At 64.4% G+C, this 26,870-nt stretch carries 27 protein-coding genes; 13 read left to right on the forward strand and 14 right to left on the reverse strand.

What is annotated here, in order from left to right:
• The 11 genes from VGV07_RS10310 (at position 1) to mazG (ending at position 9,411) form a co-directional block, all read left to right on the forward strand.
• Positions 1-1,026 carry an AAA family ATPase gene (locus tag VGV07_RS10310; protein WP_326868597.1) on the forward strand — a complete coding sequence of 342 codons (1,026 nt, stop codon included), beginning with the start codon at positions 1-3 and terminating at the stop codon, positions 1,024-1,026.
• Positions 1,023-2,570, forward strand: coding sequence for a methionine--tRNA ligase (metG, locus tag VGV07_RS10315; protein WP_326868598.1), 1,548 nt, complete (start codon positions 1,023-1,025; stop codon positions 2,568-2,570). The genes VGV07_RS10310 and metG overlap by 4 nt, the downstream gene beginning before the upstream one ends.
• A gap of 3 nt (positions 2,571-2,573) precedes the next feature.
• On the forward strand, positions 2,574-3,350 hold the full coding sequence (locus tag VGV07_RS10320; RefSeq protein WP_326868599.1) for a TatD family hydrolase: 777 nt from the start codon (positions 2,574-2,576) through the stop codon (positions 3,348-3,350).
• Entirely contained in the window at positions 3,350-4,189 is an 840-nt protein-coding gene (locus tag VGV07_RS10325) for an MBL fold metallo-hydrolase (protein WP_326868600.1), read from the forward strand. Before VGV07_RS10320 ends, VGV07_RS10325 begins: the two co-directional genes overlap by 1 nt.
• 32 nt (positions 4,190-4,221) lie before the next feature.
• Positions 4,222-4,602: a RidA family protein gene (locus VGV07_RS10330; protein WP_326868601.1), complete on the forward strand. Its 381-nt coding sequence runs from the start codon at positions 4,222-4,224 to the stop codon at positions 4,600-4,602.
• Positions 4,603-4,659: 57 nt separating this feature from the next.
• Complete coding sequence (locus tag VGV07_RS10335; protein ID WP_326868602.1) at positions 4,660-5,766, forward strand: aminotransferase class V-fold PLP-dependent enzyme; 1,107 nt, start codon at positions 4,660-4,662, stop codon at positions 5,764-5,766.
• Positions 5,767-5,788: 22 nt separating this feature from the next.
• The gene (locus VGV07_RS10340; RefSeq protein ID WP_326868603.1) at positions 5,789-6,313 is read left to right on the forward strand and encodes a hypothetical protein; all 525 of its coding nucleotides are present in this window, start codon (positions 5,789-5,791) and stop codon (positions 6,311-6,313) included.
• Between the two features lie 239 nt (positions 6,314-6,552).
• Entirely contained in the window at positions 6,553-7,032 is a 480-nt protein-coding gene (parS, locus tag VGV07_RS10345; protein WP_326868604.1) for a type II toxin-antitoxin system Xre/ParS family antitoxin, read from the forward strand.
• Positions 7,029-7,532 carry an RES family NAD+ phosphorylase gene (locus tag VGV07_RS10350; RefSeq protein ID WP_326868605.1) on the forward strand — a complete coding sequence of 168 codons (504 nt, stop codon included), beginning with the start codon at positions 7,029-7,031 and terminating at the stop codon, positions 7,530-7,532. Before parS ends, VGV07_RS10350 begins: the two co-directional genes overlap by 4 nt.
• Before the next feature lie 326 nt (positions 7,533-7,858).
• Complete coding sequence (locus tag VGV07_RS10355; protein WP_326868606.1) at positions 7,859-8,596, forward strand: hypothetical protein; 738 nt, start codon at positions 7,859-7,861, stop codon at positions 8,594-8,596.
• An 8-nt stretch (positions 8,597-8,604) separates the two neighbouring features.
• A complete protein-coding gene (gene mazG / locus VGV07_RS10360) occupies positions 8,605-9,411 on the forward strand; it encodes a nucleoside triphosphate pyrophosphohydrolase (protein WP_326868607.1) in 807 nt (268 codons plus the stop codon).
• Positions 9,412-9,758: 347 nt separating this feature from the next.
• Here mazG and hflX read toward each other — a convergent pair whose 3' ends face one another.
• The 7 genes from hflX to dusB all read right to left on the reverse strand — a co-directional run bounded on the left by hflX (position 9,759) and on the right by dusB (position 19,111).
• The gene (gene hflX, locus VGV07_RS10365) at positions 9,759-11,141 is read right to left on the reverse strand and encodes a GTPase HflX (protein ID WP_326868608.1); all 1,383 of its coding nucleotides are present in this window, start codon (positions 11,139-11,141) and stop codon (positions 9,759-9,761) included.
• A gap of 8 nt (positions 11,142-11,149) precedes the next feature.
• Entirely contained in the window at positions 11,150-11,398 is a 249-nt protein-coding gene (gene hfq / locus VGV07_RS10370) for an RNA chaperone Hfq (protein ID WP_055049125.1), read from the reverse strand.
• A 170-nt stretch (positions 11,399-11,568) separates the two neighbouring features.
• Complete coding sequence (locus tag VGV07_RS10375; protein WP_326868609.1) at positions 11,569-12,948, reverse strand: sigma-54 dependent transcriptional regulator; 1,380 nt, start codon at positions 12,946-12,948, stop codon at positions 11,569-11,571.
• On the reverse strand, positions 12,948-15,266 hold the full coding sequence (locus VGV07_RS10380; RefSeq protein ID WP_326868610.1) for a PAS domain-containing sensor histidine kinase: 2,319 nt from the start codon (positions 15,264-15,266) through the stop codon (positions 12,948-12,950). Before VGV07_RS10380 ends, VGV07_RS10375 begins: the two co-directional genes overlap by 1 nt.
• Before the next feature lie 265 nt (positions 15,267-15,531).
• A complete protein-coding gene (gene ntrC, locus VGV07_RS10385; RefSeq protein ID WP_326868611.1) occupies positions 15,532-16,980 on the reverse strand; it encodes a nitrogen regulation protein NR(I) in 1,449 nt (482 codons plus the stop codon).
• Positions 16,977-18,113 (reverse strand): two-component system sensor histidine kinase NtrB, encoded by a 1,137-nt coding sequence (locus VGV07_RS10390; protein ID WP_326868612.1) that lies wholly within the window; start codon positions 18,111-18,113, stop codon positions 16,977-16,979. Before VGV07_RS10390 ends, ntrC begins: the two co-directional genes overlap by 4 nt.
• The gene (gene dusB, locus VGV07_RS10395) at positions 18,110-19,111 is read right to left on the reverse strand and encodes a tRNA dihydrouridine synthase DusB (protein ID WP_326868613.1); all 1,002 of its coding nucleotides are present in this window, start codon (positions 19,109-19,111) and stop codon (positions 18,110-18,112) included. The genes VGV07_RS10390 and dusB overlap by 4 nt, the downstream gene beginning before the upstream one ends.
• 172 nt (positions 19,112-19,283) lie before the next feature.
• Between dusB and VGV07_RS10400 the strand changes: the two genes are divergently transcribed.
• Together VGV07_RS10400 and VGV07_RS10405 are read left to right on the forward strand one after the other, a co-directional pair.
• Entirely contained in the window at positions 19,284-20,477 is a 1,194-nt protein-coding gene (locus tag VGV07_RS10400; protein WP_326868614.1) for a bifunctional 2-C-methyl-D-erythritol 4-phosphate cytidylyltransferase/2-C-methyl-D-erythritol 2,4-cyclodiphosphate synthase, read from the forward strand.
• 1 nt (position 20,478) lies between these two features.
• The gene (locus VGV07_RS10405) at positions 20,479-20,970 is read left to right on the forward strand and encodes a nicotinamide-nucleotide amidohydrolase family protein (protein ID WP_326868615.1); all 492 of its coding nucleotides are present in this window, start codon (positions 20,479-20,481) and stop codon (positions 20,968-20,970) included.
• Positions 20,971-21,221: 251 nt separating this feature from the next.
• Here VGV07_RS10405 and VGV07_RS10410 read toward each other — a convergent pair whose 3' ends face one another.
• The 7 genes from VGV07_RS10410 to VGV07_RS10440 all read right to left on the reverse strand — a co-directional run bounded on the left by VGV07_RS10410 (position 21,222) and on the right by VGV07_RS10440 (position 26,809).
• Positions 21,222-21,656 carry a type II toxin-antitoxin system RatA family toxin gene (locus tag VGV07_RS10410; RefSeq protein ID WP_326868616.1) on the reverse strand — a complete coding sequence of 145 codons (435 nt, stop codon included), beginning with the start codon at positions 21,654-21,656 and terminating at the stop codon, positions 21,222-21,224.
• Positions 21,649-22,605, reverse strand: a complete 957-nt coding sequence (gene lipA, locus VGV07_RS10415) for a lipoyl synthase (RefSeq protein WP_326868617.1) — start codon at positions 22,603-22,605, stop codon at positions 21,649-21,651. The genes VGV07_RS10410 and lipA overlap by 8 nt, the downstream gene beginning before the upstream one ends.
• A gap of 9 nt (positions 22,606-22,614) precedes the next feature.
• Positions 22,615-22,866, reverse strand: a complete 252-nt coding sequence (locus tag VGV07_RS10420; protein ID WP_273958093.1) for a GlsB/YeaQ/YmgE family stress response membrane protein — start codon at positions 22,864-22,866, stop codon at positions 22,615-22,617.
• A 120-nt stretch (positions 22,867-22,986) separates the two neighbouring features.
• Positions 22,987-23,244 carry a GlsB/YeaQ/YmgE family stress response membrane protein gene (locus VGV07_RS10425; protein ID WP_326868618.1) on the reverse strand — a complete coding sequence of 86 codons (258 nt, stop codon included), beginning with the start codon at positions 23,242-23,244 and terminating at the stop codon, positions 22,987-22,989.
• Positions 23,245-23,322: 78 nt separating this feature from the next.
• A complete protein-coding gene (gene lpdA / locus VGV07_RS10430; RefSeq protein WP_326868619.1) occupies positions 23,323-24,765 on the reverse strand; it encodes a dihydrolipoyl dehydrogenase in 1,443 nt (480 codons plus the stop codon).
• 36 nt (positions 24,766-24,801) lie between these two features.
• Positions 24,802-25,446: an SGNH/GDSL hydrolase family protein gene (locus VGV07_RS10435; protein WP_326868620.1), complete on the reverse strand. Its 645-nt coding sequence runs from the start codon at positions 25,444-25,446 to the stop codon at positions 24,802-24,804.
• A 16-nt stretch (positions 25,447-25,462) separates the two neighbouring features.
• On the reverse strand, positions 25,463-26,809 hold the full coding sequence (locus VGV07_RS10440; RefSeq protein WP_326868621.1) for a pyruvate dehydrogenase complex dihydrolipoamide acetyltransferase: 1,347 nt from the start codon (positions 26,807-26,809) through the stop codon (positions 25,463-25,465).
• Positions 26,810-26,870 lie beyond the last annotated feature (61 nt).

A 26,870-nucleotide genomic window follows, 5' to 3' on the forward strand; every position in this document is an offset into this window, starting at 1 on the left:
TTGGACTATCCCGAACGCGAACCCGACCAGCTCGAAGGCGTGCCGCTGCCCGAGTACCAGACCGGCGTTTCCGGGCACGACGCGGCGCGCGCCACGCTGCTCGAGCGGCTCGATGCCGGCCGGCTGCCCGGCGGCATCCTGATCCACGGGCCGCGCGGCATCGGCAAAGCAACGCTGGCCTTCGACCTGGCGCGCCGTATCTTCGAGAAGACGGGCGATGAATCGCCGGTTCATATCGCCGCCCAGGTTGCAGCCGGCGCCTATCCGAACCTGTTCGTGATGCGAAAATCGGCCCGCGACACCGGCAAGGGCTATTACACCGCCATCCGCGTCGAGGAGGTCCGCCGCTTCATCGAGGAGATGCGGATGACGCGCGGCCGCGCCGGGCATCGCATCGCCATCGTCGATCCGATCGACGATTGCAACGCCTCGTCGGCCAATGCGCTCTTGAAGATCCTCGAGGAGCCGCCGGCCGACACGACGTTCCTCCTCGTCTCGCACCGTCCGGGTTCGCTCCTCCCCACCATCAAGTCGCGCTGCTTCCAGGTGGCGCTGCGGCCAATCGCCGATAGCGACGTGCGCACCGTGCTCGACCAGGTCGGCGGGCAGCCTATCGCCATCGAACGCGCGGTGTCGCTTGCCGGGGGGCGGCCGCGCCGCGGCTTCGAGGCCATGCTGCTGAGGGAGGGGGGCGCCCTGCAGTTGCTGCAGGCCTGGCTTGGCGACCCCGTCGGAGCGCCTTCAGCCGCCCGCATCGCGCTCGCCGATGCACTTGCCGCGGATCGAGACTCGGCCGAACTGCGCTTTGCCCGTGACATCCTCAACGACTGGCTGGCCGATGCGGCCAAGGCGGCGGCCGCCGCCGGCGACCGGGTTCGTCTTGCCTCTGCCAACGAGCTATGGGAGAAGGCGCGAGCCTCCCTCGCCGATGCCGACGAATACAACCTCGACATGCGGCAGACCCTGGTCGCGCTTTTCGATGCGATCCGGAAACACCAGCTCCTGAGCGTCCAGCCGACACCATGACCGACACGTTCTACGTCACTACCGCCATCGCTTATCCCAACGGCGCGCCGCATATCGGGCACGCCTACGAGATGATCGCGACCGACGCCATCGCCCGCTGGGCGCGGCTTCAAGGCAAGGAAACCTATTTCCTCACCGGCACCGACGAGCACGGCATCAAGATGGTGCAGACCGCGGCTGCCGAAGGCATTACCGCGCGGGAACTCGCCGACCGCAACGCCGCGCGCTTCAAGGAGCTGGCGGGGCGCCTCGACGTTTCCAATGACGATTTCATCCGCACCACCGAGCCGCGCCATTACGAGTCGAGCCAGGAAATCTGGCGCAGGATGGCTGCCAGCAACAATGGCGACATCTACCAGTCGACCTACAAGGGTTGGTATTCGGTCCGCGACGAAGCCTATTTCGACGAGGACGAACTCAGCGACGGCGAAGGCGGCAAGAAGTTCGCTCCGACCGGCGCCGAAGTGAAATGGGTCGAAGAGGACAGCTACTTCTTCCGGCTCTCGGCCTATCAGGATCGGCTGCTGAAGCTCTACGAGGAGCGGCCGGATTTCATCGCTCCCGAGGAGCGGCGCAACGAGATCATCTCGTTCGTCAAAGCCGGGCTGCGCGACGTTTCGATCAGCCGCACCACCTTCGACTGGGGCATCCCGGTGCCGGGCGCCGTCGGACACGTGATGTATGTGTGGGTCGACGCGCTCACCAACTACATCACCGGCGTCGGCTTTCCCGACGCTGCTTCCGACCAGTTCAGGAAGTTCTGGCCGGCGAACCTGCACGTCATCGGCAAGGACATCATCCGGTTCCACACCGTCTACTGGCCGGCCTTCCTGATGAGCGCCGGCATCGAGGTGCCGCACCGCGTCTTCGCGCATGGCTTTCTGACCTCGGAAGGCAAGAAGATGTCGAAGTCGGTCGGCAACATCGTCGATCCGCACGAGCAGCTCGACCTTTACGGTACCGATCCGGTGCGCTGGTACTGCCTGCGTGAAGTCAGCTTCGGCCAGGACGGCGACTGGGGCCGCGAGAAGTTCATCAACCGCAACAACTCCGACCTCGCCAACAACTTCGGCAATCTGGCGCAGCGCTCGCTGTCGATGATCCAGAAGAACTTTGGCGGGGCGCTGCCTGAGGCCGAGCCGACCGAGGCCGAGCATGCCATCGTCGCCACGGCCATCGCGGCCATCGGCAAGATGGACCTCGCCATGAAGACCCAGCAGATCCATGAAGCCGCCGGCGAACTGACAACGCTGCTCAACGCCGCCAACCTCTACTTCGCCGACCAGGCGCCATGGGGGCTGAAGGCCGACTTGCCGCGCATGGGCACGATCCTCGTGACGACGGCCGATATCGTCCGTCGTGCCGCCATCGCGGCGCAGGCGTTCGTTCCGGGTTCTGCAGCGAAGTTTCTCGATGCCCTGGCGGTGCCGGCCGACCAGCGTCTGCTCAGCCATGCGCTCAGCGCGTCCAGCGTTCCCGCCGGCACCGTCTTGCCGCCGCCCGAACCGGTATTCAAGAAGTTCGAGCACCCAAAGACGGCATAGGCCATGTTGATCGACTCGCACTGCCACCTCGATTTTCCGGAGCTCGCCGCCGATCGCGCCGGCGTCCTGGCGCGCGCCAAAGCGGCGGGGATCGATGGCATGGTCACCATCTCGACGCGGGTGAAGCGCTTCGACGAGATCAAGGCCATCGCCGAGGCGCATGTCGAGGTCTGGTGTTCGGTCGGCACCCATCCGCATCACGCCGATGAAGAACTCGACATCTTCACCGAGGACCTGGTGCGGCTCAGCGCCCACCCCAAATGCGTCGCCATCGGGGAAGCCGGGCTCGACTACTTCTACGACAATGCGCCCAAGGAGGCGCAGGAGACGGGCCTGCGCCGACACATCGCCGCATCGCGCCTTACCGGCCTGCCGCTGGTCATCCACTCGCGGTCGGCCGACGTCCACATGGCGGCGGTGCTGACTGACGAGGCGGGGCAGGGGGCCTTCCCCTTCGTGCTCCACTGCTTCACCGGCGGCACCGAACTCGCCCGTCGGGCGCTGGAGCTTGGCGGTTACATCTCGTTCTCGGGCATCATCACGTTCAAGAATGCCGAGGAGATCCGCGAGGTGACGAAGTTCGTTCCAGCTGACCGCTACCTGGTTGAAACCGATGCGCCGTATCTGGCGCCGGTACCGCATCGTGGCGGCACCAACGAACCCAGTTACGTCGCCCACACCGCGGCCAAAGTGGCGGAGGTTCGGGGTGTCAGCATCGAGCAGCTCGGCACCGAAACCACCGACAATTTTTTCCGTTTATTCTCAAAGGCTAAGGCGTAATGCCTGAAGCACAGCGTATCGTTGCGACGATCATGGGCTGCGGCTCATCCGGCGGCGTGCCGCGCATCGGCGGCCATTGGGGCGTGTGCGATCCCGACAATCCCAAGAACCGCCGCAGCCGCTGTTCGTTGCTGATCGAGGGCTACAGCGCCGGGTCGGACGAGCCGACGCGGATCATCGTCGATACTGGGTGCGACCTGCGTGAGCAGCTGCTGCGCGCCGAGGTCGATCGGGTCGAGGCCGTGCTCTATACGCACGAGCACGCCGACCATACTCACGGCATCGACGATCTTCGCGTGCTGGCGCTGAATAATCGCAGGCGCGTCGACGTCTATTTCAGCGCCGAAGCCGCCAACCGGATCGTGCCGAGCTTTGCCTACTGCTTCACCGCGCCGCCGGGCTCGGGCTATCCGCCAATCCTCAACCAGCACCTGATCGAAGCCGGTACGCCACTGACGGTGGACGGGCCGGGCGGCTCGATCACCGTGCTGCCATTCCGCCAGGACCACGGTGACATCTTTTCGCTGGGGTTCCGGGTGCGCAACTTTGCCTATTCGTGTGACCTGAGCGGTATTCCCGAGACATCGCGTGAGACGGTCAGCGGGCTCGATACCTGGGTCCTCGACGCTTTGCGACCGGCACCGCATCCGAGCCACCTGAGCCTGTCGGAAGCGCTCGAGTTGGTCGAGGAGCTAAAGCCGCGACACGCCGTGCTGACCAACCTCCATATCGACCTCGACTATGTCCAGACCGACGCCATGACGCCCGACCACGTGCGGCCGGCCTTCGACGGCCTGCAGATCGACATCACCGCCGGCGAGATCATCAGCCCTCGCTGATCCCCACGCGAAACCACGGAGCCATGCCGCCCATGATTGAAGTCATCGACACCGGCATTGCACCGTCGAGCGGTCCGATCAACGACTGCGTCCGCGCCGGCAAGCACGTCTGGCTGGTGGTGCTGGCCGAGGATCCGAAGACCGGCAAGATCACCGAGGGTGACATCGAGGTGCAGACGCGCCAGGCGCTATCGAACCTCAAGCAGGCGATCAACGCCGCCGGCGGCGAGCTCACCAACATCGTCCAGGTGCAGATCTTCCTGATCGACAGCGCCGACGCACCGGGCATGAACCGTGTCTATGCCGAGTTCTTCAACACCAAACCGTACCCGATCCGCGCCACGGTGGTGGTCAAGGAACTGCTGGCCAAGGGGCTCAGGATCGAGATCACGGCCACGGCGGTGCTGGGGTAGGGCGGTGAGGCTGACGCCCATCGAATGGGTTCGCAATTCTCACGAGGAGTTCTGCGGGTGAGTATCTACGAAGACCTTGGCATCAAGCCGATCATCAACGCGTCGGCAACACTCACCAAGCTTGGTGGGTCGCGCATGCCCAGGGAAGTGCTCGAGGCAATGCATGCTGCGGCTGGGTCGTTTATCGATCTGCCACTCCTTCAAACGAGGGTCGGGGACCGAATTGCCGAGCTCACCCAGAATGATGCCGCGTTCGTTTCCTCAGGTGCGGCAGCTGGGATCGTACTCGCGGTCGCAACGTTTATGGCAGCGCCGAACGAACCCGATCCGATGGCGTATCCAATGCTCAAGGGCATCACCAGGAACGAAGCCATCGTTTTCACTTCACAGCGCAACGGCTACGACTTCGCGATTGGGCAGACCGGCGCCTCCATCGTTGAGTGCGACGACACCCTGGACTCGTTCGAGGCGGCCATAACCGGGCGTACGGCGTGCCTGGTCTGGTTTGCTGGTGCGCTGGCGGCAAAATCGCCGCCGATCGAGGATGTCATCGCGATCGCCAGGAAGCACCACGTTCCGGTTCTGGTTGACGCCGCGGCTCAAATTCCACCGGTTTCGAATCTCTGGCACTACACAAAGGTCCTTGGCTGCGACGGTGTTGTCTTCAGCGGCGGCAAAGGTATCCGTGGGCCCCAGGCTGCCGGCCTGGTGCTCGGGAGCAGGGGACTGATTGCCGGTTGCCGCCGACTGTCGTCGCCAACGCAGGGCATCGGTCGACCCATGAAAGTCGGCAAGGAAGAACTCGCCGGAATGCTCGCCGCCGTTCAGTACACGCTGAATCAGGACGAGGACGTGCTTCTCCAGGCTTACGAGTCGATCGTCCAGAACTGGATCGATGCCCTCGCGGGGATTGCGGGAGTGACGACGGAACGCGGCTTCCCAAGCGAGGCTGGTCAACCTCACGCGCGCACGTTGGTTCGTCTGGATGCCGGGTTCAGGAAGACGCGCGACCAGGTCGTTGACGAACTCAAGAACGGCGATGTCTGGATTGAGGTGGCTGCTCCAGCCGATGAACCCAACACCATAGCGCTGAATCCGCAGACGCTGACGATTGACGAGGCCGATGTCGTTGCTGCTCGATTGCGACAGGTTCTGGCAAGCTGATCACGTTTCGAGGAAATTATCGATGGCATTCAAGGTCCGCAAACGCGGCAAACTCACCTATTACTATGAAGGCGATCGACCTGTTCTCTCGGCGCTGGTCACCGAGGAACAGGCGGATGGCGACCTCAAGATTCATTTCGCTGGTCTGACGGGTGGCTACTCCGCAAAGGGCGTGTTGGGACTGAGCGAACTGGTGTCGATGGATCCCCACCAGGAAGTCGCACTGGTCTTCAGGTGCTGGGAGAAGTGGGTGGTCGAGGCGGGAATCTGCTCGTCTTTGCGGGATATCGATTTCATCGAGATGCACGCATTCGGTGCCCAACCGAAGACGCCGAACATCCTCGCCGACCCCGCCGGATATGCCGCTGAGCAGGATCGCCTTCGGAAAGCCTATGCCGAGGCGTACTCATCCTTCTTCGCCGATAACCTTCCCGAAAATGGCGTTCCATGCCGCTTCACCGTCCATCTGATCGATTTCCCGGACAAGGCGGCCTCGTACGAGTTCTATTCGACCGCGCTTCTCCAACGCGCATTGCAGAAGGATTAGTCGTGCTGGGCAACCAGCACGCCTGCTTGTGGCGCGGAGACGAGGTTCAGGAGGTAACGGATACCGTGGAACTGTAGGCGGCCGCTGTCCAGTACCGTCTGAGGGGGGATCGAGCATCCGGCGCCTGATGGGCCGTGCGAGCGGATACGGCAAGAGGTAACGACCTCGCAGCCGTGCGCACTTGATTGGCGGACGACAGTTGTCATATTGAGAGATGACAACTGTCCAAGGACGTGACCATGAGCACAGCGATTGCCACAAAGAGCGAGGAGAGCGGAAACCTGGTTCGAGTCGTCGACCTGCTCGGCGGCCCAACGGTGCTGCGGCAGACGATCTCTTCGGCGATCGATGCCCACGAGATGCTCATCTCCGGCATGCCGGGGCCAGCCCTGGCGCACCTGATCATTCGCCTGGGTGATGTCGGCAAAACCATCTATTTCGAGCGTGCGATCGGCCTGAGCCACCGCACGGTCCAGCGTCGGAAGGAAGATCCCGAGCGCCTCCTCACCCCAGAACAGAGCGGCCGCGCCTGGAAGTTCGCCGAGGTTTTCGCCAAGGCGGCCGAGGTCTTTGGTACTGAAGACGAGGCCCGCCGGTGGCTTGAAGAGCCCGCAATGGCCCTCGATCAGCGCCGGCCGATCGACTTGCTGGCCTCGCCGGCCGGTACCGAGCTCGTCGAGAACCTGCTGCTGCAGCTCGAGTATGGCGTCTACGTATGAACGTGCTTCCTGGCGCCCTAGGCGGCACCGAACTCGTCGTCTGGCGGCTCGACCAGAAGAAGCACGCGTCGAGTTGGGACTCGGGTGAGGGCGCCTTCCTGGGCGGCGGACGGTGGAACCACAAAGGCGTCCGTGCCGTCTACTGCGCGATCGACCCTTCGACAGCCATCCTCGAGGTCGCGGCACACAAGGGCTTCAAGACACTCGACACCGTGCCCCACGTCCTGACTTCGGCGATCGTCACCGATCTGACGGACATCCATATCGTGCGAGCCGAGGATCTGCCGAACCCGAACTGGCTTGTCCCGGGACTGCCGAGTGCCGGCCAGCAGCTATATGGCGCTGACCTTCTAGCCCGCCATCCGTTGATCATGGTGCCCAGCGTTGTGTCCCGGCACAGCTGGAACCTGGTCTTCACCGTGCCGGCAGCCGGCGGGCGCTATGCCCAACGCAGCCAGGAAGACTTCGCGCTCGATCCGCGGCTGCATCCACCGGCTTAATCGCGAGCGCCAGCCTGAACGTCCGAAGCTTGCCCGTTGTCTCGCTCGGTTACGTCCAATGGGGCGTGGTGTGCAGGCACTGGGTCGACTAGGTTCGCAACGGAACTTGATGCGACTCGAACTCCGGACCTGGCGTTGACCGGAACTGCGGTCCAGGGGAGGTCACGTTGACCTTAACTGTGGGACCGAGCTTCGCTGGCGTTGACCTGAATGTACCTAAAAGGACTTCAATTTGAGTATGTCGCAGCCGTGCTGGATAACCTAGCCGCCGTGGATACACGCGATAGTTCCATAATATATCTTATGCGAATGGAGGAATAGCCGATATGCCGACCGAAGCCGACCTCACCCAGCAGCTTATCGAGGCCCAACGTGCCGGCCGGCACGATGTCGACGCTGTCCCCTATGCGGCGCTCGATCGTGCTGCGGCCCTCCGCATTCAGTCGGCGACGATGAGCGCACTCGGCGAAGCGCCGGCGCTGCTGAAGACGCTGGTCACGCCGGATGGCCTCGGCACTTGCGCACCGATCTATCGCTCGCGCGTCGGCAACAGCGGCGCGTTCGAGTTGTCGTCACCGACGATCACCGGGCTTGAGGTCGAAGTCGGCCTGGTACTGACCAGCGACCTCAGCACCGATGCCGCCAATCGCGACGAGCTCGATATCATCGAGGCGATCAGCCATTACTTCGTTGGCGTTGAGGTTTGCGGTACGCGCTACGCCGATCGCTCGCTTGCCGGCGTCTATGGCGGGATTGCGGACAACGCCTCGGCCTATGGCTACGTCATCGATCCCAGTCATCGCGACGCCGGGGCCGAGATCGGCAACTACGACGTGCACCTGGAGTTCGCCGGACAGCAGATCTGGTCTGCCCCGGCCAAGCACTCGTTCGGCACTGTGCTCAACTCGTTCATTGCCTACGCCAAGAACCAGAACCCGGCCTTCCCGCTTAAGGCCGGAACGGTCGTCACCACGGGCTCGCTCTGCGGGCTCGTGCCGATCAGCGGCACCGGCCACGTCGTCGGTCGCTTCGGCAACCACGCCGTCAGCTTCGACATCACCTGAGATCCGCCATGCAGCCCTCCCGCGACATTTCCCGCCTGATCGAGATCATGGCCGCCCTCCGTAACCCGGACGGTGGCTGTCCGTGGGACCTGGAGCAGGATTTCGCCAGCATCCGCCATTACACTATCGAGGAAGCCTACGAGGTCGCCGACGCCATCGAGCGCGAGGATTATGCCGACCTCCGCGAAGAGCTGGGCGACCTGCTGCTGCAGCCCGTCTATCACGCCCAGATGGCCTCGGAGCAAGGCCTGTTCGATATCGGCGACGTGGTTTTTGCTATTACTGAAAAACTGATACGCCGACATCCTCATGTCTTCGGCGAGGAAGCAGCGCGCAACGCTGGCGGCGCCAAGGCCAAGTGGGATGAGGTGAAGGCCGACGAGCGGGCGAAAAAGGCCGAGCGCAAGCAGGTCGCTTCCTCCATCCTCGATGATGTACCGCACGCCCTGCCCGCCCTGGCCCGTGCAGAAAAGCTCAGCCGCCGCGCTGCCTCGGTGCAGTTCGACTGGCCCGATTGGCGGCAGACGCTGGCGAAGGTTCGTGAGGAGCTCGACGAAGTTGCGGCCGCCGCCGAGGCCGGCAACACCGCCGAGATCCACGAGGAACTGGGCGACCTGCTGTTCGCGGCCGCCAACCTTGCCCGCAAGCTCGGGTTCGAGGGCGAATCCGCGCTCCGCGACGCGAACGTCAAGTTCGACCGCCGCTTCCGCTACGTCGAAAGCCGCGCCAGCGAAGACGCCGTGCCGCTGGCGGAAGCCGGCCTCGACCGGCTCGACGGCTACTGGAACGAGATCAGGGCCAAGGAGCGCGGGTAAGGGCTAGTTGGGACCCAATTGTCCACTTGCGCTGTGGTGAGTTGGGTCCCAGCTTTCGCTCACAAGCGCTAAGTTAGGATCGCGCCCCACCCACCGGGTCATTCCCTCGAAAGCGGGAACCTCTGTTTTCGTGCCTGCCGCGCGATCGCAAACGGAGTTCCCCGCTTTCGCGGGGATGACACCGAGTTTGGGGGACTTGCAGAGCCTCGGTTAACGCGCTGCGATCCACCCAAAGCTTAGCGCATATGCTTTCGCTGGGATGACAGCCGGTGGGTAGGTCCACGACTGAGCCCAACGAGCTTCGTCAGCCCAGCTCAAGCGTGCAACGGCAGAGCGTTTATCCGCGCTCAGGCCGCGTCTGAGCCTTCGATGCGGCCGGCGAAGCGTTCGGTGAAGGCGTTCTTGTGCCGGGCCTCGACCCGGACCTCGTAGACCTGGCCGTTCTCGTCCGGCTCGTCCTTGCCGATGATCTCGGCGTGGGCGTAGAGCCAGCCGACATCGGCGCCGGCGGTATGCGGCACCAGCACGCGGTAGGTCCGCCCCTGCCCGGCCAGCACCTTCTCGATGGTGTCGAGCAGCCTGTCCAGCCCCTCGCCTGTCTGCGCCGACACCGGCACGGATGCGGAAACCTTGCCGAGCGGCGACAGCGTCGCCAGCGCCGGATAAGTGCCATCGGCGTCACGCTCGAGGAGATCCACCTTGTTCCACACCTCGATGATCGGAGTGGTCTCGGCCGACATGCCGAGCTCTTCGAGCACCTTCAGCACGTCCTGTGCCTGCGCCGCATGATCAGGGTTGGCGACGTCGCGGACATGCAGGATCACGTGGGCTTCCAGCACCTCTTCGAGCGTGGCGCGGAAGGCGGCGATGAGGTCGGTCGGCAGGTCGGAGACGAAGCCCACGGTATCCGACAGCATCACCTCGCGGCCATGCGGCAGGCTGATCTTGCGCACCGTGGTATCGAGGGTGGCGAACAGCAGATCCCTGGCGAACACCCCTGCCCCGGTCAGAGCATTGAATATGCTGGATTTCCCGGCATTGGTGTAACCCACCAGCGCCACTACCTGGAACGGCACGGCGTCGCGCCGGCCCTTCTGCTGGCCGCGGGTCTGGCGCACCTTCTCGATGCGCTCTTCGAGCATCTTGATGCGGTCCTGCAGCTGGCGGCGATCGCTTTCCAGCTGGGTTTCGCCGGGGCCGCCCATGAAGCCGAAGCCGCCTGAACCGCGCTGGCGCTCAAGGTGGGTCCAGCTGCGGACCAGCCGGCTCTTCTGGTAGTTGAGATGGGCGAGCTCGACCTGCAGCACGCCCTCGCGGGTGGCGGCGCGTTCGCCGAAGATTTCGAGGATCAACCCGGTGCGGTCCAGCACCTTGGTGCCGGTTTCCTTCTCGAGGTTGCGCTGCTGGATCGGGTGCAAGGCGGTGTCGACGAGCAGCAGCTCGATCTCCTCCTCCTTTACCCGCTTCGCAATCTCTTCCACATGCCCGCCGCCGATGAAGGTCGCGGGCTTGATCTCGCGGACCTTGGCGATCTCGGAGAACACGATCTCAACCCGGATGGCGCTGGCCAGCCCTTCGAACTCGGCCTTGCGTGCCTCGATGCTGTGGGTGGCGGCGCGGCCGCGGACGTCGGGTATGACGAGGCCGACACGGGTCGGGGCGCTACGCTGGTCTATGAATGCCTGAGGGCCGCCCTTGCGGGCGGCCTCGTCGTCAAAGTCATCACTCAAGTTTTGTCTCAGTCCTCGCCGGTGTGCTCAGGATCGAACAGCTGGATCGGAGCGCCCGGCATGATGGTCGAGATGGCGTGTTTGTAGACCAGCTGCGACTGCGCATCGCGCCGCAGCAGCAGGCAGAAATTGTCGAACCAGGTGATCACGCCCTGCAGCTTGACGCCGTTCACGAGGAAGATCGTGACCGGCACCTTCTGCTTTCGGACATGGTTGAGGAACGCGTCCTGGAGGTTCTGGGTCTTTTCGCTGGGCATTCGTTGGCCTCTTCTCGCGGGATGTTACGCGGGCCGCAAGCCAACGGCCACGCCCTGTTGATGGGAACAACGGCCGCCACCGCCCCTGCTCCCTTTATGGTTACTCTCCCATCGCCTTTGAAGTATGGCACAGAAGAATCTTAGTGCCTACCCGTACACGCGCATGGCAGTCAGAGCCCTAGCGACTTGATTTTGCGGTGCAAAGCGCTGCGCTCCATGCCTACGAACTCGGCTGTCTTGGAGATGTTCCCGCCGAAGCGCTCAATCTGCGCCATCAGGTACTGGCGTTCGAACACCTCGCGAGCGTCGCGCAACGGCAGGCTCATCAGGTGAGCCGACGAGTCGCTGTCCCCGACGGTCGGCAGCACTTCGCCGATATCGGGAGGCAGCATCGCTGCGGTGATCACCCCATCGGCCGGGGTCTGGTCCTTGACAAGGATCAGCAGCCGCTCGATCGAGTTGCGCAACTGACGAGCATTGCCCGGCCAATCCTGCCCCTGCAGCACGGCCACGGCGTCGTCGCCGATCGACAGGCTCTTGAGGTTATGCAGGCGGCAGACCTGTTCGATGAACACCTCGACCAGCGGCGGGATGTCCTCGCGGCGCTCCTTCAGCGGCGTCAGGTGCAGCGGCACGATCGACAGCCGGTGGAACAGGTCGGAGCGGAACTGGCCCTCCTCGATCAGTCCGGCGACGTTCTGCGAGCTCGACGAGATGATGCGCACATCGATCGGCACCGCCACGGCACCACCGACCCGGTTGAACTTGCTCTCGACCAAGGTGCGAAGCAGCGCCTGCTGGGCCGCTTGCGGCAGGGCCGCGACCTCGGAGAGATACAACGTGCCACCATGCGCCTTCTCCAGCGCCCCGACTTCGGTCCTGAGCGTGCCGGTCTTTTCGCGGGATTCGCGGCCGAACAGCACGACCGCCACTTCCTCGGGTGAGTAGAGCGAGCAGTTGATCTCGACGAATGGCGCCTCGGCCCTGGCGCTGCGCTGGTGGATCAGCCGGGCCGAAAGGCCCTTGCCGGTACCGGACGAACCGGAAATGAAGATGCGCGAGTTGGTGGGCGCCGATTTGTCGATAACCCCCTTCACTGCCTGCATGGCCTGCGAGTTGCCGACCAGCTCGACGGTCTTGTTCGAGCGCTCGCGAAGATCGGCCACCTCGTTCTTCAGGCGTGCCGCCTCCATGGCGCGCTGGGTGATCAGCAGCAGCCGATCCACCTTGAACGGCTTCTCGATATAGTCGTAGGCGCCACGCCGGATAGCGCTGACCGCCGTCTCGACATTGCCGTGCCCCGAGATCATCACCACCGGCATATCCGGGTGCTGGCTCTGGAACTCATCCAGCAGCTGCAGGCCGTCAAGCCGGCTGCCCTGCATCCAGATATCCAGGAACACCAGGCTCGGCCGGCGCCGGGCGATCTCGTTCAGCCCGGAATCGGCGTCATGCGCCTGCCGGGTCTGGTAGCCCTCGTCCTCGAGGATACCCGCGATCAGGTCGCGGATGTCGTCCTCGTCATCGATAATGAGAATGTCGAGGGCCATCAGGTATTATCAACCGCTTGCAATTGCGGCTCCTCTTGCTGTCCGCTTTCAGGGTCTGCCCCACCCGCTGCGCTATTCGTGGTCTCGGTCGCGGCCTGCTGCTCCGCCACCGGTTGGGAAGCTGCTGGCTCCCCCTCGTCTGTTTCACCCGGCCGCCGTGACGGCAGAGTGAAGGTAAAGCAGGCGCCAACGCGCCCGTTCTCGTCCGGCTCGGCGTCGATCAGATCGACCTTGCCGCCGTGCTGTTCAATGATTTTTGCGACAATCGCCAGCCCGAGCCCCGTGCCCTTCTCGCGCGTCGTAACATAAGGTTCCAGCAGCCGATGCCGGTTCTCTTTCGGCCAACCCTTGCCGTTGTCGGAGATGGACAGCCGAACCATGTCACCTTCGGGGCGGGCCTCGACGGAAATCACCGGATTCTTGATGCCTTCAAGTCCTGCCCCCTCGATCGCCTCGACGGCGTTCTTGATCAGGTTGGTCAGCACCTGGCTGATCAGGCGGTTGTCGAACCAGGCGATGATCGGCGCTTCGGGAAGGTCCATGTCGATGGTGACTTCCGGCAGGCGCACGCTTTCGAGGAATACCGCCTGGCGGATCGACTCGGTCAGGTTGCCCTTTTCCAGCTTGGCTTCCGGCATGCGCGCGAACGACGAGAACTCGTCGACCATGCGGCCGATATCGCCCACCTGCCGGATGATGGTGTTGACGCATTTGTCGAAGACTTCGAAGTCGTCGGCAAGCTTGGACGCATAGCGGCGGCGCAGCCGCTCGGCGCTGAGCTGGATCGGGGTCAGCGGGTTCTTGATCTCATGCGCGATGCGGCGAGCCACATCGGCCCAGGCGCCGGTTCGTTGGGCCGAAAGCAGGTCGGTGATGTCGTCGAGCGTCACGACGAACCCCTTGCTCTCGGTGATTGTGCCTTCCCGGGTCAGTTGCACCTGATAGGTGCGATAGTCCGGGCCGGAGCCGATTTCGATCTGATCGCGAATGGTGCCGCGACGCGCCGACTTGGCGCGCTCGATGACCGGTGCCAGCGCCGGAATGACCTCGTCGATGCGCTTGCCGACGAGGGAGATTTCGTCCGCGCCGAACATTTCGGCGGCGCGCAGGTTCACCAGCGTGATGGCGCCGAACGGATCAAGCCCGACGATACCGGCCGACACGCCCTCCACCACGGCCTCGGTGAACTGGCGGCGCTTCTCGTTGGTCTCGTTGGCCTCGACCAGCGCCACACGCTGGGTCTTGAGCTGCTGCGTCATGGTGTTGAAGCGGCTGGAGAGATCGCGGAGATCGCCCCTGCCCTCCTGCACCGGCACACGGACGTCGAGGTCGCCCTCCGAAACGCGGCTCGAGGCAATCATCAGGTTGCGGATCGGGTCGACGAAGCGGTTGGCAAGGGCGATACCGATCCACACCGCGGCGAGCAGCAGCACCAGCGCCATGCCGATATACATGAGCGTGAAGGTGATCTGGAAGACCAGCCGGTTGCTCTCGTAGTTGCGGTACTCGGTGATGTTCGCGTCGGTGAGCCGGGTGAACTCCAGCACTTCCGGGTCAACCGGGCGCGCCACGAAGAGATAGGTGTCGTCGTAGCCACGCAGCTTCACCACCGAGCCGACGAGATTGGTGCGACCGGGGCCGATTTCCGTCGGCGTGCCTTCCACCACGCCCTGCGTCAGGCCGGCAGGTACCCGGGGCGCCGTGCCCGGCGCGTTGATCTGCGCCTTCATCAGGGTGTCGCCATCGGCCGAGATCAGTGAGGTGAAGGGCAGCGAGCGCGTCACCGCGAGGGCGGTCAGGATGCGCTGGAACTTGGTGCGGTCGGTCTCGAAAGTGCCGCGGGCCTGTTCCAGTTCGTTGGCCACCCAGATGATGTCGTCACGCAGCACCTGCGAATGCTCGAGCAGGTAGGAGCGGGCGACCAGGCGCGAGCTCTCCACCATGGTGCGGGTGCGTTCGGAGAACCACTGGTCAAGCCCCTGGTTCAGCGAGATCATGGCGACGACCGCCACCAGCAGCGCCGGGACAGCGGCCACGGTGGCGAACATCGCCACCATGCGCACCTGCAGGCCGGCGCCGGCCTGCCCGCGCACCCGCGCCTGGACCAGCAGCGTCGCCTCGGTCAGCACCAGCGCAATCACCGACAGCACCAGCAGGCCATTGATGATCCAGATAATCGTCCAGACCTCGGGCGTCGGCTCGATGTCGGTGGCGCCGGTCATGATCAGGAACGAGCCTGACGAGACGAACACCGAGAGCAGAACGATAATCAGACCGATGGTGCGAATGGCCCGGCGGCCGGCGTTGCCAAACAGCAACGGACGTGCCGAGGACGGCGCGGGCGCCGGAATCGACTCAGGTGGTGCGTCGCCTGCGAGCGTTGCGTCGTGCATCCAGAAGCCGGGTTGTGGGCGAAAACGTGGGCGGCCTGCCCCACCAATTCACCCTTCAAGACAATTGTTGCTGAAATGTGACACCGAGAAGAGGCGCCAGAGCAACTCACCGGCTTCCGTAACCCCGTCGATGTATTTTCGCAACAGCCGTGTGCAACGCCCTCGGCAATGTGATGTATCAGCCGGCCGATCACCCCTGTCGGCGCGACTGCTTGACGATCTCGATCGAGTGGGCGCGGATCTTCTTGCGCAGGGTATTGCGGTTGAGGCCAAGCAGGTCTGCCGCGCGGATCTGGTTGCCGCCACAGGCATTGAGCGCCATGGCGATCAATGGCGCCTCAACCCGGTCGAGCACGCGCTGGTAGAGCCCGGCCGGCGGCAAGTTCGGTTCGTACTCGCGCAGCACCTGGGCGACATGGGTCTCGACCGCGGTCGACACGTCCACCGGACCGCTGGCGGTCTGTACCGGCTGCCGATCAGCGAGGTTGAGCTCGCTCTGGACGATTTCGAGCGAGATGTTCTCGTCGGCGTAGAGCGCCGACAGGCGACGCACCAGGTTCTCAAGCTCGCGGATATTGCCGGGCCAGGAGTAGTTGTGCATCAGCCGGATGGCGTCGGCGGAGATGGTCTTGACCGGCTCGCCTTCGCGCTGTGCGGCGCGCAGGAAATGCTGCACCAGGTCGTTGATGTCATCGACGCGTTCGCGCAGCGGTGGCAGGCGGATCGGCACGACATTGAGCCGGTAGTAGAGATCCTCGCGGAACAGACCCTGGCGGATCATCTGGCTCAAATCGCGGTGCGTTGCCGCGACGATGCGGACGTTGGATTTGATCGGCGTGCGGCCGCCGACCATGGTGTATTCGCCCTCCTGCAGCACGCGCAGCAGCCGGGTCTGGGCATCCATGGGCATGTCGCCGATCTCGTCGAGGAACAGCGTGCCGCCCTCGGCCTGCTCGAAACGACCGGAGGAGCGAGCGGTGGCGCCGGTAAAGGCGCCCTTCTCGTGTCCGAACAGTTCGGCTTCGATCAGGTCGCGCGGGATAGCCGCCATGTTGATGGCGACGAACGGGCCGTTGCGGCGCTTGCCGAAATTGTGCAGCGCCCGCGCCACCAACTCCTTGCCGGTGCCGCTCTCGCCGGTGATCATCACCGTCAGATCGGTCTGCATCAGCCGCGCCAGGGCGCGATAGATGTCCTGCATGGCCGGCGAGCGGCCGACCAGCGGCATGGTCTCGCCCGGTTCGTCTGCCTTCTTCTCGGCCGGAGAGGTCTTCTTCGCGTCGGCCAGCGCCCGCCCGACCACCGAGAGCACCTCGGTGATATCGAAGGGCTTTGGCAGGTATTCGTAGGCGCCGACTTCATTGGCCCGGATCGCGGTCATGAAGGTGTTCTGCGCGCTCATCACCACCATTGGCAGGTCGGGGCGCAGTTTCTTGATCTTGGGCATGATGTCGAAGGCATTGCCGTCCGGCATCGCCACATCGGTGATCAGCAGATCCCCTTCCCCGCGGCTCACCCAGTTCCACATCGTCGAGAGGTTACCGGTGGGGCGTACCTCGTAGCCGGCGCGGGTCAACGCCTGGTTGAGCACCATGCGGATCGCGGCATCGTCGTCGGCGAGCAGGATAGTATGGCTCATTCAGCCGGAACCTCTTCGGGGACAGTTTCGGTGACGGCGCTCTTGGCGGCGACCGGCAGCAGGATGCGGAAGCGGGTGCGCCCCGGGCGGCTGTCCATGTCGACGACGCCGCCATGATCGCCGATGATCTTGGCGACCAGCGCGAGGCCAAGGCCGGAGCCGTTGGCCTTGGTGGTGACGAACGGGTCGAACAGGATCGGCACCATGTCGGGCGGCACGCCGGGGCCGTTGTCCTCGATGACGATCTCGAGCGGCAGAGAAATGCGCTCGGAAACACCCTGTACCGAAATGCGGATGCCCGGGCGAAACGCGGTCGAGAACCTGATCTCAGGTTTCGGTGTCCGCTCAAGGGCTTCCGCCGCGTTCTTCACGAGATTTAGGAACACCTGGATAAGCTGATCGCGGTTGCCGCCGACCGGCGGCAGCGACGGATCATACTCCTCATGGAAGGAGATCCCCTTGGCGACGCCGTTCTTGGCGAGCAGCTTCACCCGGTCGAGGATGACATGGATATTGATTGGCTCGCGCTCGATCGGGCGGTCGTCGCCGAACACCTCGACCCGATCGATCAGGTCGACGATCCGGTCTACCTCGTCGCGCACCAGCCGGGCCAGCGGCAGCTCGTCAGCCGTGACACTCTGCTCCAGTAGCTGCGCTGCGCCGCGGATGCCGGAGAGCGGGTTCTTGATCTCGTGCGCCAGCATCGAGGCAAGGCCGGTGACCGAACGCGCCGCGCCACGGCTGACCAGTTGCCGGTCGATCTTGTCGGCCATGGTGCGCTCCTGGAACAAGAGCGCAATGCGGCCATCCGCGTCGGAGAGCGGCGAGGCGAAGACATCGACGATGCGATCGTCGCCCACATCGGAGAAGCGGGAGGAACCGACACGCACCCGATACTCGGTCATCGGGCCGCGGCGATCGGCCACCGCCTGCATCAGGCCGATGATGGGCGAACCAAAGGCGATGAGATCGTCGAGCCGCTGGCGCGACAGGACGCTCTGCGAAGCGCCGAAGAATGCCTCGGCGGCGTAGTTGACGAAGACAATGGTGCGGTCTTCGGTGCAGACGATGACAGGCTGCGGCAATGCCTGCAGCACGGCAGTGCTGAGGGCCGGCGGGGGAACCTTGCTCATGCGGCGAGCCTCCAGTCGCCGGCATAGACATCGGCGATCATCCGCGTCACGGCGGCAGGCTCCAGCTCATTGAGCAACTGGCTGCGGACAGGCTTGTCGAGCACGATATTGGCGGCCTCGAGATACCAGTCGAGGTGCTTGCGCGCCGCACGAACGCCGATCTGCGTGCCGTAATCCGTCATCATGGCGTCGTAGTGCTCGGCGACCAGCTCGGCCAGTGCCGCGCCTGTTGGTGCGGCCAGCGGCTCGCGGCCAGCCAGTTGCGCGCCAATCTGGCCAACGGCCCAGGGCTGCCCCTGCGCCCCGCGGCCAATCATCACCGCGGCGGCGCCGGACTGCTCGAGCGCCTCGCGCGCCGCAGCGATGCTGGTGATATCGCCGTTGACGACGACCGGCACGTTCACCGACTCAACTACCGGGCGGACCAGATGCCAGCGCGCCTCGCCCTTGTAGAACTGCTGCCGGGTGCGGCCATGCACGGTAATCATCCGGGCCCCGGCATCAACGGCGCGGCGCGCCAGGTCGGCGGCATTGAGGCTGTCTTCATCCCAGCCAAGGCGCATCTTCACCGTCACCGGCAGGGGCGTTGCGGCCACGACGGCGTCGATCAGCTTCAAGGCCTCATCCGGCACCCGCATCAGCGCCGACCCGGCATAGCCATTGGTGACGCGCTTGGACGGACAACCCATGTTGATGTCGATGATATCGGCGCCGGCCGCATACGCGATCTCGGCGCCCTTCCGCATCCACTGCGCTTCGCAGCCGGCGAGCTGCACGACATGCGGCAGCGCGCCGGATTTGTTGAGGCGGCGCACCATGTCGTCATTGTTGGTGGCCAGCGCGTTGCTGGCGATCATCTCCGAGACGACAAGGCCGGCGCCAAAGCGCTCGGCGAGTTTCCGCATCGGCGCGTCGGTGATCCCCGCCATCGGCGCCAGAAAGGCGCGGTTCGGCAACTTATGACCAGCAATGCTCAATGTGCAGGCAATATCAGACACACCCTGCCCCAGATTTGCTCATTTCCACGAAATGCCCGCAGAATAGTCAAAAGCGGGCGGCGCGCAACCACATATCTCATCGGATTGCGCAATGTTCGGCACCGGGCTTGCTGCGGGGAAAAGGCGCCGGTAGACCAAGCCCGCGCCAGTAGGGGCGCGATATGAAACGACAATGACAGGCACCAGAACCATCGCCGTAATCGTGGTCGCCGCCGGGCGTGGCGAGCGCGCCAGCAGCGCCGGCGACACCAGCCCCAAGCAGTACCGCGACCTCGCCGGCACGCCGGTGCTAAGCCGCAGCATCGCGGCATTTCTGGGGCGGGACGACATCAGTTGGGTCGTGCCGGTGATCCACGCGGAACAGGTCGACCGCTACGCCGCACTCGGGCTGGTCGATCTGCGGCTGCTGCCGCCGGTCACCGGTGGAGAAACACGGCAGGCTTCGGTGCTGGCCGGCCTCACGGCACTGAGCCCCCGGCGGCCGGATCTCGTGCTGATCCAGGACGCAGCGCGACCGCTGGTCTCAGCGGAAGTCATCAGCGGGGTCATCGAGGCGCTGAAGGGCAGCGAGGCTGCCCTGCCCGTCGTGCCGGTGACCGACACCATCAAGCGCTCGGTCGATGGTCGCACGGTAACCGCCACCGAAGACCGCAAGACCTTGTTCGCGGCGCAGACCCCTCAGGGCTTTCGTTACCCGCAGATTCTCTCGGCTCACCTGCGCGCCGGACGGATGCCACGCGAGTTCACCGATGACGCGGCGATTGCCGAGTGGGCCGGGCTCAGCGTGGCGCTGACGCCTGGCAGCACGCATAACCTCAAGATCACCCACCCCGAGGATTTCGCTCGCGCGGAGCGCCTGTTGGGTCAGGAGACGGCCATGGAAACCCGCATCGGCACCGGCTTCGATGTTCATCCGTTCGACACCGGCAACTCGGTCTGGCTGGGCGGCGTCGAAATCCCGCACACCCACAAGCTCAAGGGTCACTCCGACGCCGATGTGGCGCTGCATGCGTTGACCGACGCCATCTATGGAGCGCTCGGCGAAGGCGATATCGGCAAGCATTTCCCACCTTCCGACCCGCAGTGGAAGGGCGCGGCCTCGTCGATCTTCCTCAAGCACGCCGCGGGGCTTGTCGGCGAGCGGCGCGGCCGGATCGTCAATCTCGACATCACCATTGTCTGCGAGGCGCCACGGGTCGGGCCGCATGTCGAGGCGATGAAGGCGGCGATTGGCGGCGCCTGTGGTATCTCCGCCAGCCGTGTCGCCATCAAGGCCACCACCAGCGAACAGCTCGGCTTCACCGGCCGCGGCGAAGGGATTGTCGCCATGGCCAGCGCCAGCATCGAACTGCCCAGGGAAGATTGAGATGAAGCTGCCCGACGATATCGCCGCCATGGCCGAGGAAACGATCGCCGCTCTCAAGGCCGCCGGGATGACCGTGGCGACCGCCGAGAGTTGCACCGGCGGGTTGATCGCCGGGGCCCTGACGTCGATCTCAGGTTCGTCCGACGTGGTCTATGGCGGCTTCGTCAGTTACGCCAACGAGGCCAAGATCTCGATGATCGGCGTACCGTTCGGCATGCTCAAGCAGTTCGGCGCGGTGTCGAAGGAAGTCGCGATGGCGATGGCGGACGGCGCGATCGGCGCTGCCGGCACGCATGTGGCGATCGCCGTCACCGGCATCGCCGGTCCCACCGGCGGCACCGCCGACAAGCCGGTCGGGCTGGTGCACTTCTCGGTGGCGACCGAGGATGGCACCACGCATTTGAAGAAGGTGTTCCCAGGTAATCGCGACGAGGTCCGGCACGCCACCGTGGTGCAGGCGCTGAAGCTGCTGCTGAAGGCGGCGAAGGGGTAGGGCCACCTGACGGTAATGCTGGGCGCCTTCTCCCCTTGCGGGAGAAGGTGGCCGAAGGCCGGATGAGGGGTATCTCTCCGCGTACTGGATCGCTCTTCGCTTCGCTCAGAGCGCGCTACACTTCGTTTCGCGTACCCCTCATCCGGCGCTGCGCGCCACCTTCTCCCGCAAGGGGAGAAGGCAAGAAGAGCGCGTTGCACCCGACGATGATCGCCGAACCCTCAAGTGGCGGCTCGTCGGCAAACTAGCCCCTACCCAAACCGCCGATCCGCCTCATCCTCGAACGCGTCGATGATCTCGGTCTGCTTGGCGGCGAAGGCCGGCTCGGCGACCGCGGCGACCAGCGGGTTGGCGATCTTGAAGTCGATGTCGAAGCGGATGCGGGTCCCCTCGCCTTCCGGCTCGAAGCTCCACTTGCTGTCGAGATAGGCGAATGGCCCATCGACCGCCTTGGCGGTGATGGTCAGTGCCTCGGGGTCGGCGACCACCCGGCTGGTATAGGCCTGGGTGATCGGTCCGAACTGGATGGTCATGCGCGCCAGGATGCCCTCGCCGGTGGCGTCGTCGCGCACCTCCATCGCCTTGCAGTTAGGGATGAAGCGCGGATAGGCCTCGAGATCGGAGACCAGGTCGAACATGCGCTGCGGCAAATGCGGCGAATGCCGCTCAAGGAAGAGATCAGCCATGGGCGAGTTTGGCCATCCGGTTGGCGCGGAGTTGTTCGAAATCTTCGCCGGCATGGTGCGACGAACGGGTCAGCGGGCTGGACGAGACCAGGAGGAAGCCCTTGGTCGTCGCCACGGTGGCATAGGACTTGAACTCTTCGGGGGTCACGAACCGCTGCACCGGGTGGTGCTTCTTGGTCGGCGCCAGGTACTGGCCGATGGTCAGGAAATCGACATCGGCCGAGCGCAGGTCGTCCATCAGCTGCAGCACTTCGTTCCGTTCCTCGCCGAGCCCGACCATGATGCCGGACTTGGTGAACATGGTCGGATCGAGTTCCTTCACCCGCTGCAGCAGGCGGATCGAATGGAAGTAGCGGGCGCCGGGGCGAACCTTCAGGTACTTGGAGGGCACCGTCTCGAGGTTGTGGTTGAACACGTCGGGCTTTGCCGCCACGACGATCTCCAGCGCGCCTTCCTTGCGCAGGAAGTCCGGCGTCAGAATCTCGATGGTGGTCTTGGGCGTGCGGGCGCGAATGGCGCGGATCACCTGAGCAAAATGCTCGGCGCCGCCATCCGACAGGTCGTCACGATCGACCGAGGTGATCACCACATGCGCGAGGCCGAGCTTTTCAACCGCGTTGGCGACCTTCTCGGGCTCCATCGCATCGAGCGCAGTCGGCAACCCGGTGCGCACGTTGCAGAAGGCGCAGGCGCGGGTGCAGATCTCGCCCATGATCATCATGGTGGCGTGCTTCTTCGACCAGCACTCACCGATATTGGGGCAGCCGGCTTCCTCGCACACGGTGACGAGACCGTTCTCGCGCACGATCTGCTGGGTCTCCTTGTAGATGGGAGAGCCCGGCGCCTTGACCCGGATCCAGTCCGGCTTTCGCAGCATCTCGTTCTCGGGCCGGTTGGCCTTCTCCGGATGCCGTGGGCGGGTGTCGAGTCGATCGATCAGGGTGACCAAGAGGCGTTCCTAGCCGGCAATGAGCCTGGCAATGATGACAACGATGATAGCACCAACCGTCGAAGTGATGATCTGCGTGACGATCGGGCTCTTGATGCCGAGGTTGATATTGAGGGCAGTGAACAGATAACCGCCCACGAACGAACCGATGACGCCGCTCACCAGGTAAGTGATCAACCCGCCGCCGCCGACCACGAGACTGGCAAGAAAGCCAGCGACGAGTCCGATGACGAGAAAGATGACCAGCGAGCGCGTATCCATACGACCCATCTGAAACTCTCCCCCAAACTGCTTTTCCGGCAGACCCATTGTCTTACCCCTGTTTAGCCCACTGTCGATATGTCGTCTCGACAGGGCGGGTTCAACCCCGGTGGGTCCGCTCTATTTGGTGATCAGCCGCGCCACCAGCAGCACCACGATGGCGCCGATGGTGGCGGTGACGATCTGGCTGACCAGGGCATTGCCGATGGGCAGCTCCACCTTGGCCAGTGTCAGCAGATAGGCGCCGACCACCGAGCCGATCACGCCGACGATCAGATTTCGCAACAGGCCGCCGCCACCGAGGATCAGGCTGGCGATCCAGCCCGCCACGAGGCCGATGCCGAGAAAGATGAGCAGCGAGGTGATTTCTGGCGACATGAACGGAATGTCCTCGGGTGGTACCGGGTGGTTCATCTGACGCGCGACTCTCAGCTTTTTGGCCGCTACGCGCGCCTGCTAGATGTTGAGCGCGCGACCATATGCGTCGAGCACCGACTCTTTCATGGTCTCAGAAAGGGTCGGATGCGGGAAGATGGTGTGCATCAACTCTTCTTCGGTAGTCTCAAGGCCCATGGCGACGACGAAGCCCTGGATCAGCTCGGTGACTTCCGCGCCCACCATGTGGGCGCCGAGCAATTCGCCGGTCTTGGCGTCGAAGATGGTCTTCACCAGGCCCTCGGGCTCGCCGAGCGCAATGGCCTTGCCGTTGCCGACGAACGGGAAGCGGCCGACCTTGATTTCGCGGCCGGCTTCCTTGGCTTTGGCCTCGGTCAGCCCGACGCTCGCCACCTGCGGCTCGCAATAAGTGCAGCCGGGAACCTTCAGCTTGTCGAGGCCGTGCACGCCCTTGAGGCCGGCAATTGTCTCGACGGTGATGACCGCCTCGTGCTCGGCCTTGTGGGCCAGCATCGGCGGGCCGGCGACGTCGCCGATGGCCCAGACGCCCGGCACGTTAGTACGGCCGTAGTTGTCGATGACGATGGCGCCGCGCTCGATCTTCACGCCAAGCTTCTCAAGTCCGAGATTCTCGGTGTTGCACTGGACGCCGACGGCCGAGATCAGCGCATCGGCCGAAATCGTCAGCTTGTCGCCGGTCTTGGGCTCGATATGGGCGGTGATGCCGTCCTTGGTCTTGTCGACCTTGGCCACCTTGGCGTCGGTGATAATCTTGATGCCGCGCTTTTCGAAGCGCTTCTTCACGTGCGCGGCGATCTCGACATCCTCGACCGGCAGGATGGTCGGCAATAGCTCGACCACCGTCACCTCGGCGCCAAGTGAGCGATAGAACGAGGCGAACTCCATGCCGATGGCTCCAGAGCCCATGATGACCAGGGATTTCGGGAACTTCGCCGGCTTCATCGCCTCGAAATAGGTCCAGATCTTCTCGCCATCGGGCTCGATGCCGGGCAGGACGCGCGGCCGCGCGCCGGTGGCGATGATGATGTGCTTGGCCTTGTAGGTACCTTCGGGCAGAACGGTCTTCGGCTGCGGCCACTGCGGCTCGACCGGCTTCTTGGTCATTTTCTTGACCACGATCTCGCCCGGCGCTGTCAACTGCGCCTCGCCCCAGATGATGTCGACCTTGTTCTTCTTCATCAGGAACTGCACGCCATTGTTCATCTGCCCGGCAATCTTGCGCGAGCGATCGACGATGGCGGCGATGTCGAAACCGAACTCGCCGGCCGAAAGGCCATAATCCTTGGCGTGGCCCATATGGCCGTAGATCTCGGCCGAGCGGAGCAGCGCCTTGGTCGGGATGCAGCCCCAGTTGGAGCAGATGCCGGCCATGTGCTCGCGCTCGACAATGGCGGTCTTGAGCCCCAGCTGTGCAGCGCGGATGGCCGCGATATAACCGCCCGGACCGGCGCCGATGACGATGAGATCGTATGAGTCAGCCATCAGGCTTCCCTTTCGTCTGTTGTCCAAACCCAGGGGTCAGAGCCCGAGGGTGGATTTGACCAGCGGTGCGAGACCCTCGCCGATGGCGCGGGTATTGGCAGCGTCGAGATGCACGCCGTCGGCCGGATGCGCTTCGGCGACGGTTGCGGCATCGAAGAATCCGGTGCCGTATTCATCGGCGCGCAGCTTGTACCACTCGGCAAGAAGCTTCGATTGTCCGATTGCCTCCTCGCCGAAATGCAGCAGCATCTCGGGGTGATCGGTGTCGCGGATGTGCGGCGGCGCCACGAGGATGATTTTCGGCATCACGTCGGTCGGCTTGACGTAGTGCCCCCGGACGATCTGCACCAGCCGGCGCATGCCGTTGGCGGCCTCCTGCGCGGTGCGGCCGTGGAACGGCTTCAGATCGTTCGTGCCCAGCATGATGATCACGAGGTCGAGCGGCGAATGCGACTCGAGCAGCGTCGGCAGCAGCCGCGCGCCATTGCGATCGGCGGCGGCCCAGCCATCGTTGTGCACGGTGGTGCGGCCGCCCAGCCCTTCGGCAATGACTCGCGCGTTGCCCCCGAGGGCCCGCTCGAGCGCCGTCGGCCAGCGGTCCTCATAGGGATGGCGCGGGCCACCGGGAATCGGATTGGCGCCGAACGTCAGGCTGTCGCCAAAGGCGAGGATGGTCTTCATGGTGAAGCCCCTGCCCTCAAGCCAGCATCATGACCGGGTTTTCGACCAGGCCCTTGAACGCCGCCAGCACTTCGGCGCCGAGCGCACCATCGACGGCGCGGTGGTCGCAGCTGAGCGTCACGGTCATGAAGCTCGCTGTTTTGATCTGGCCCTTTTCGACATAGACGCGCTCTTCACCGACGCCGACGGCAAGGATGGTGCCATGCGGCGGGTTGATGACGGCCTGGAAGTTCTTGATGCCGTACATGCCGAGGTTCGATACCGACGAGGTGCCGCCCTGGTATTCCTGCGGCATCAGCTTCTTCGAACGAGCTCGGCCGGCGAGATCCTTCACCTCGTCGGAGATCTGGCGCAGCGACTTGGTATCGCAGGCCTTGACCACCGGGGTGAACAGGCCGCCCGGCACCGCCACGGCAACCGCCACGTCGGCATGCTTGTGGTAGAGGATCGAGTCCCCCGCCCAGGTGGCATTGGCGGTCGGCACCTTCATCAGCGCCGCGGCCCAGGCCTTCATGACGAAATCGTTGACCGAGAGCTTATAGGCGGGCTTGCCGTCCTTCACCGGCGCGGCGGCATTGATCTGCTCGCGGGCTTCGAGCAGCGCGTCGATCTTGCAGTCGAGCGACAGGTAGAAATGCGGGATGGTCTGCTTGGCCTCGGTGAGGCGCGCCGCAACGACCTTGCGCATGCCGTCGTTGGGGACGATCTCATAGCTGCCCTCTGGGTAGAGGGCCATAACCTGCGCCTTGCTCATGCCGCCGGCGAGAGCGGCGCCACCGGAAGCAGCCGCTGCCGTGGGCGCCGGAGCGGCCTTCAGCGGCGCCTTGCCGGACTTGGCGGCTTCGACGTCGGACCGGACCACGCGGCCGTGCGGGCCGGAACCGGAGATAGCGCCGAGCTCAATACCGGCTTCCTTGGCGAGACGCTTGGCCAAAGGCGAGGCAAAGACGCGAGCACCGTTACTGGCGGGAGCAGCAGCCGACTTGGCCACCGCCGGTGTGGGAGCAGTTGCGGGAGCCGATGCCGCGGCGGGAGCCGGAGCTTCGGCCTTGGCGGGCTCGGGGGTCTTGGCTGCGGGAGCAGCGGCCGGCGCCGGGGTCTTCACATCGGCAGCCGTCTCGCCTTCGGTGAGGATCACCGCGATCACCGCGTTGACCTTGACGTTCTCGGTGCCTTCGGGGACCACGATCTTGCCGATCTTGCCCTCGTCGACGGCTTCGACTTCCATCGTCGCCTTGTCGGTCTCGATCTCGGCGATCACGTCGCCGGAGGAGACGCTGTCGCCTTCCTTGACGTGCCACTTGGCGAGCTTGCCCTCTTCCATGGTGGGAGAGAGCGCGGGCATGGTGATGTTGATGCTCATGGTGCCTTACTCGCCGATATCTTCGTTCCAGAGTTGCGGATGCTTCTCGATGAAATCCGCC

This window comes from Devosia sp., from assembly GCF_035944845.1.
Taxonomy (GTDB): Bacteria; Pseudomonadota; Alphaproteobacteria; order Rhizobiales; family Devosiaceae; genus Devosia_A.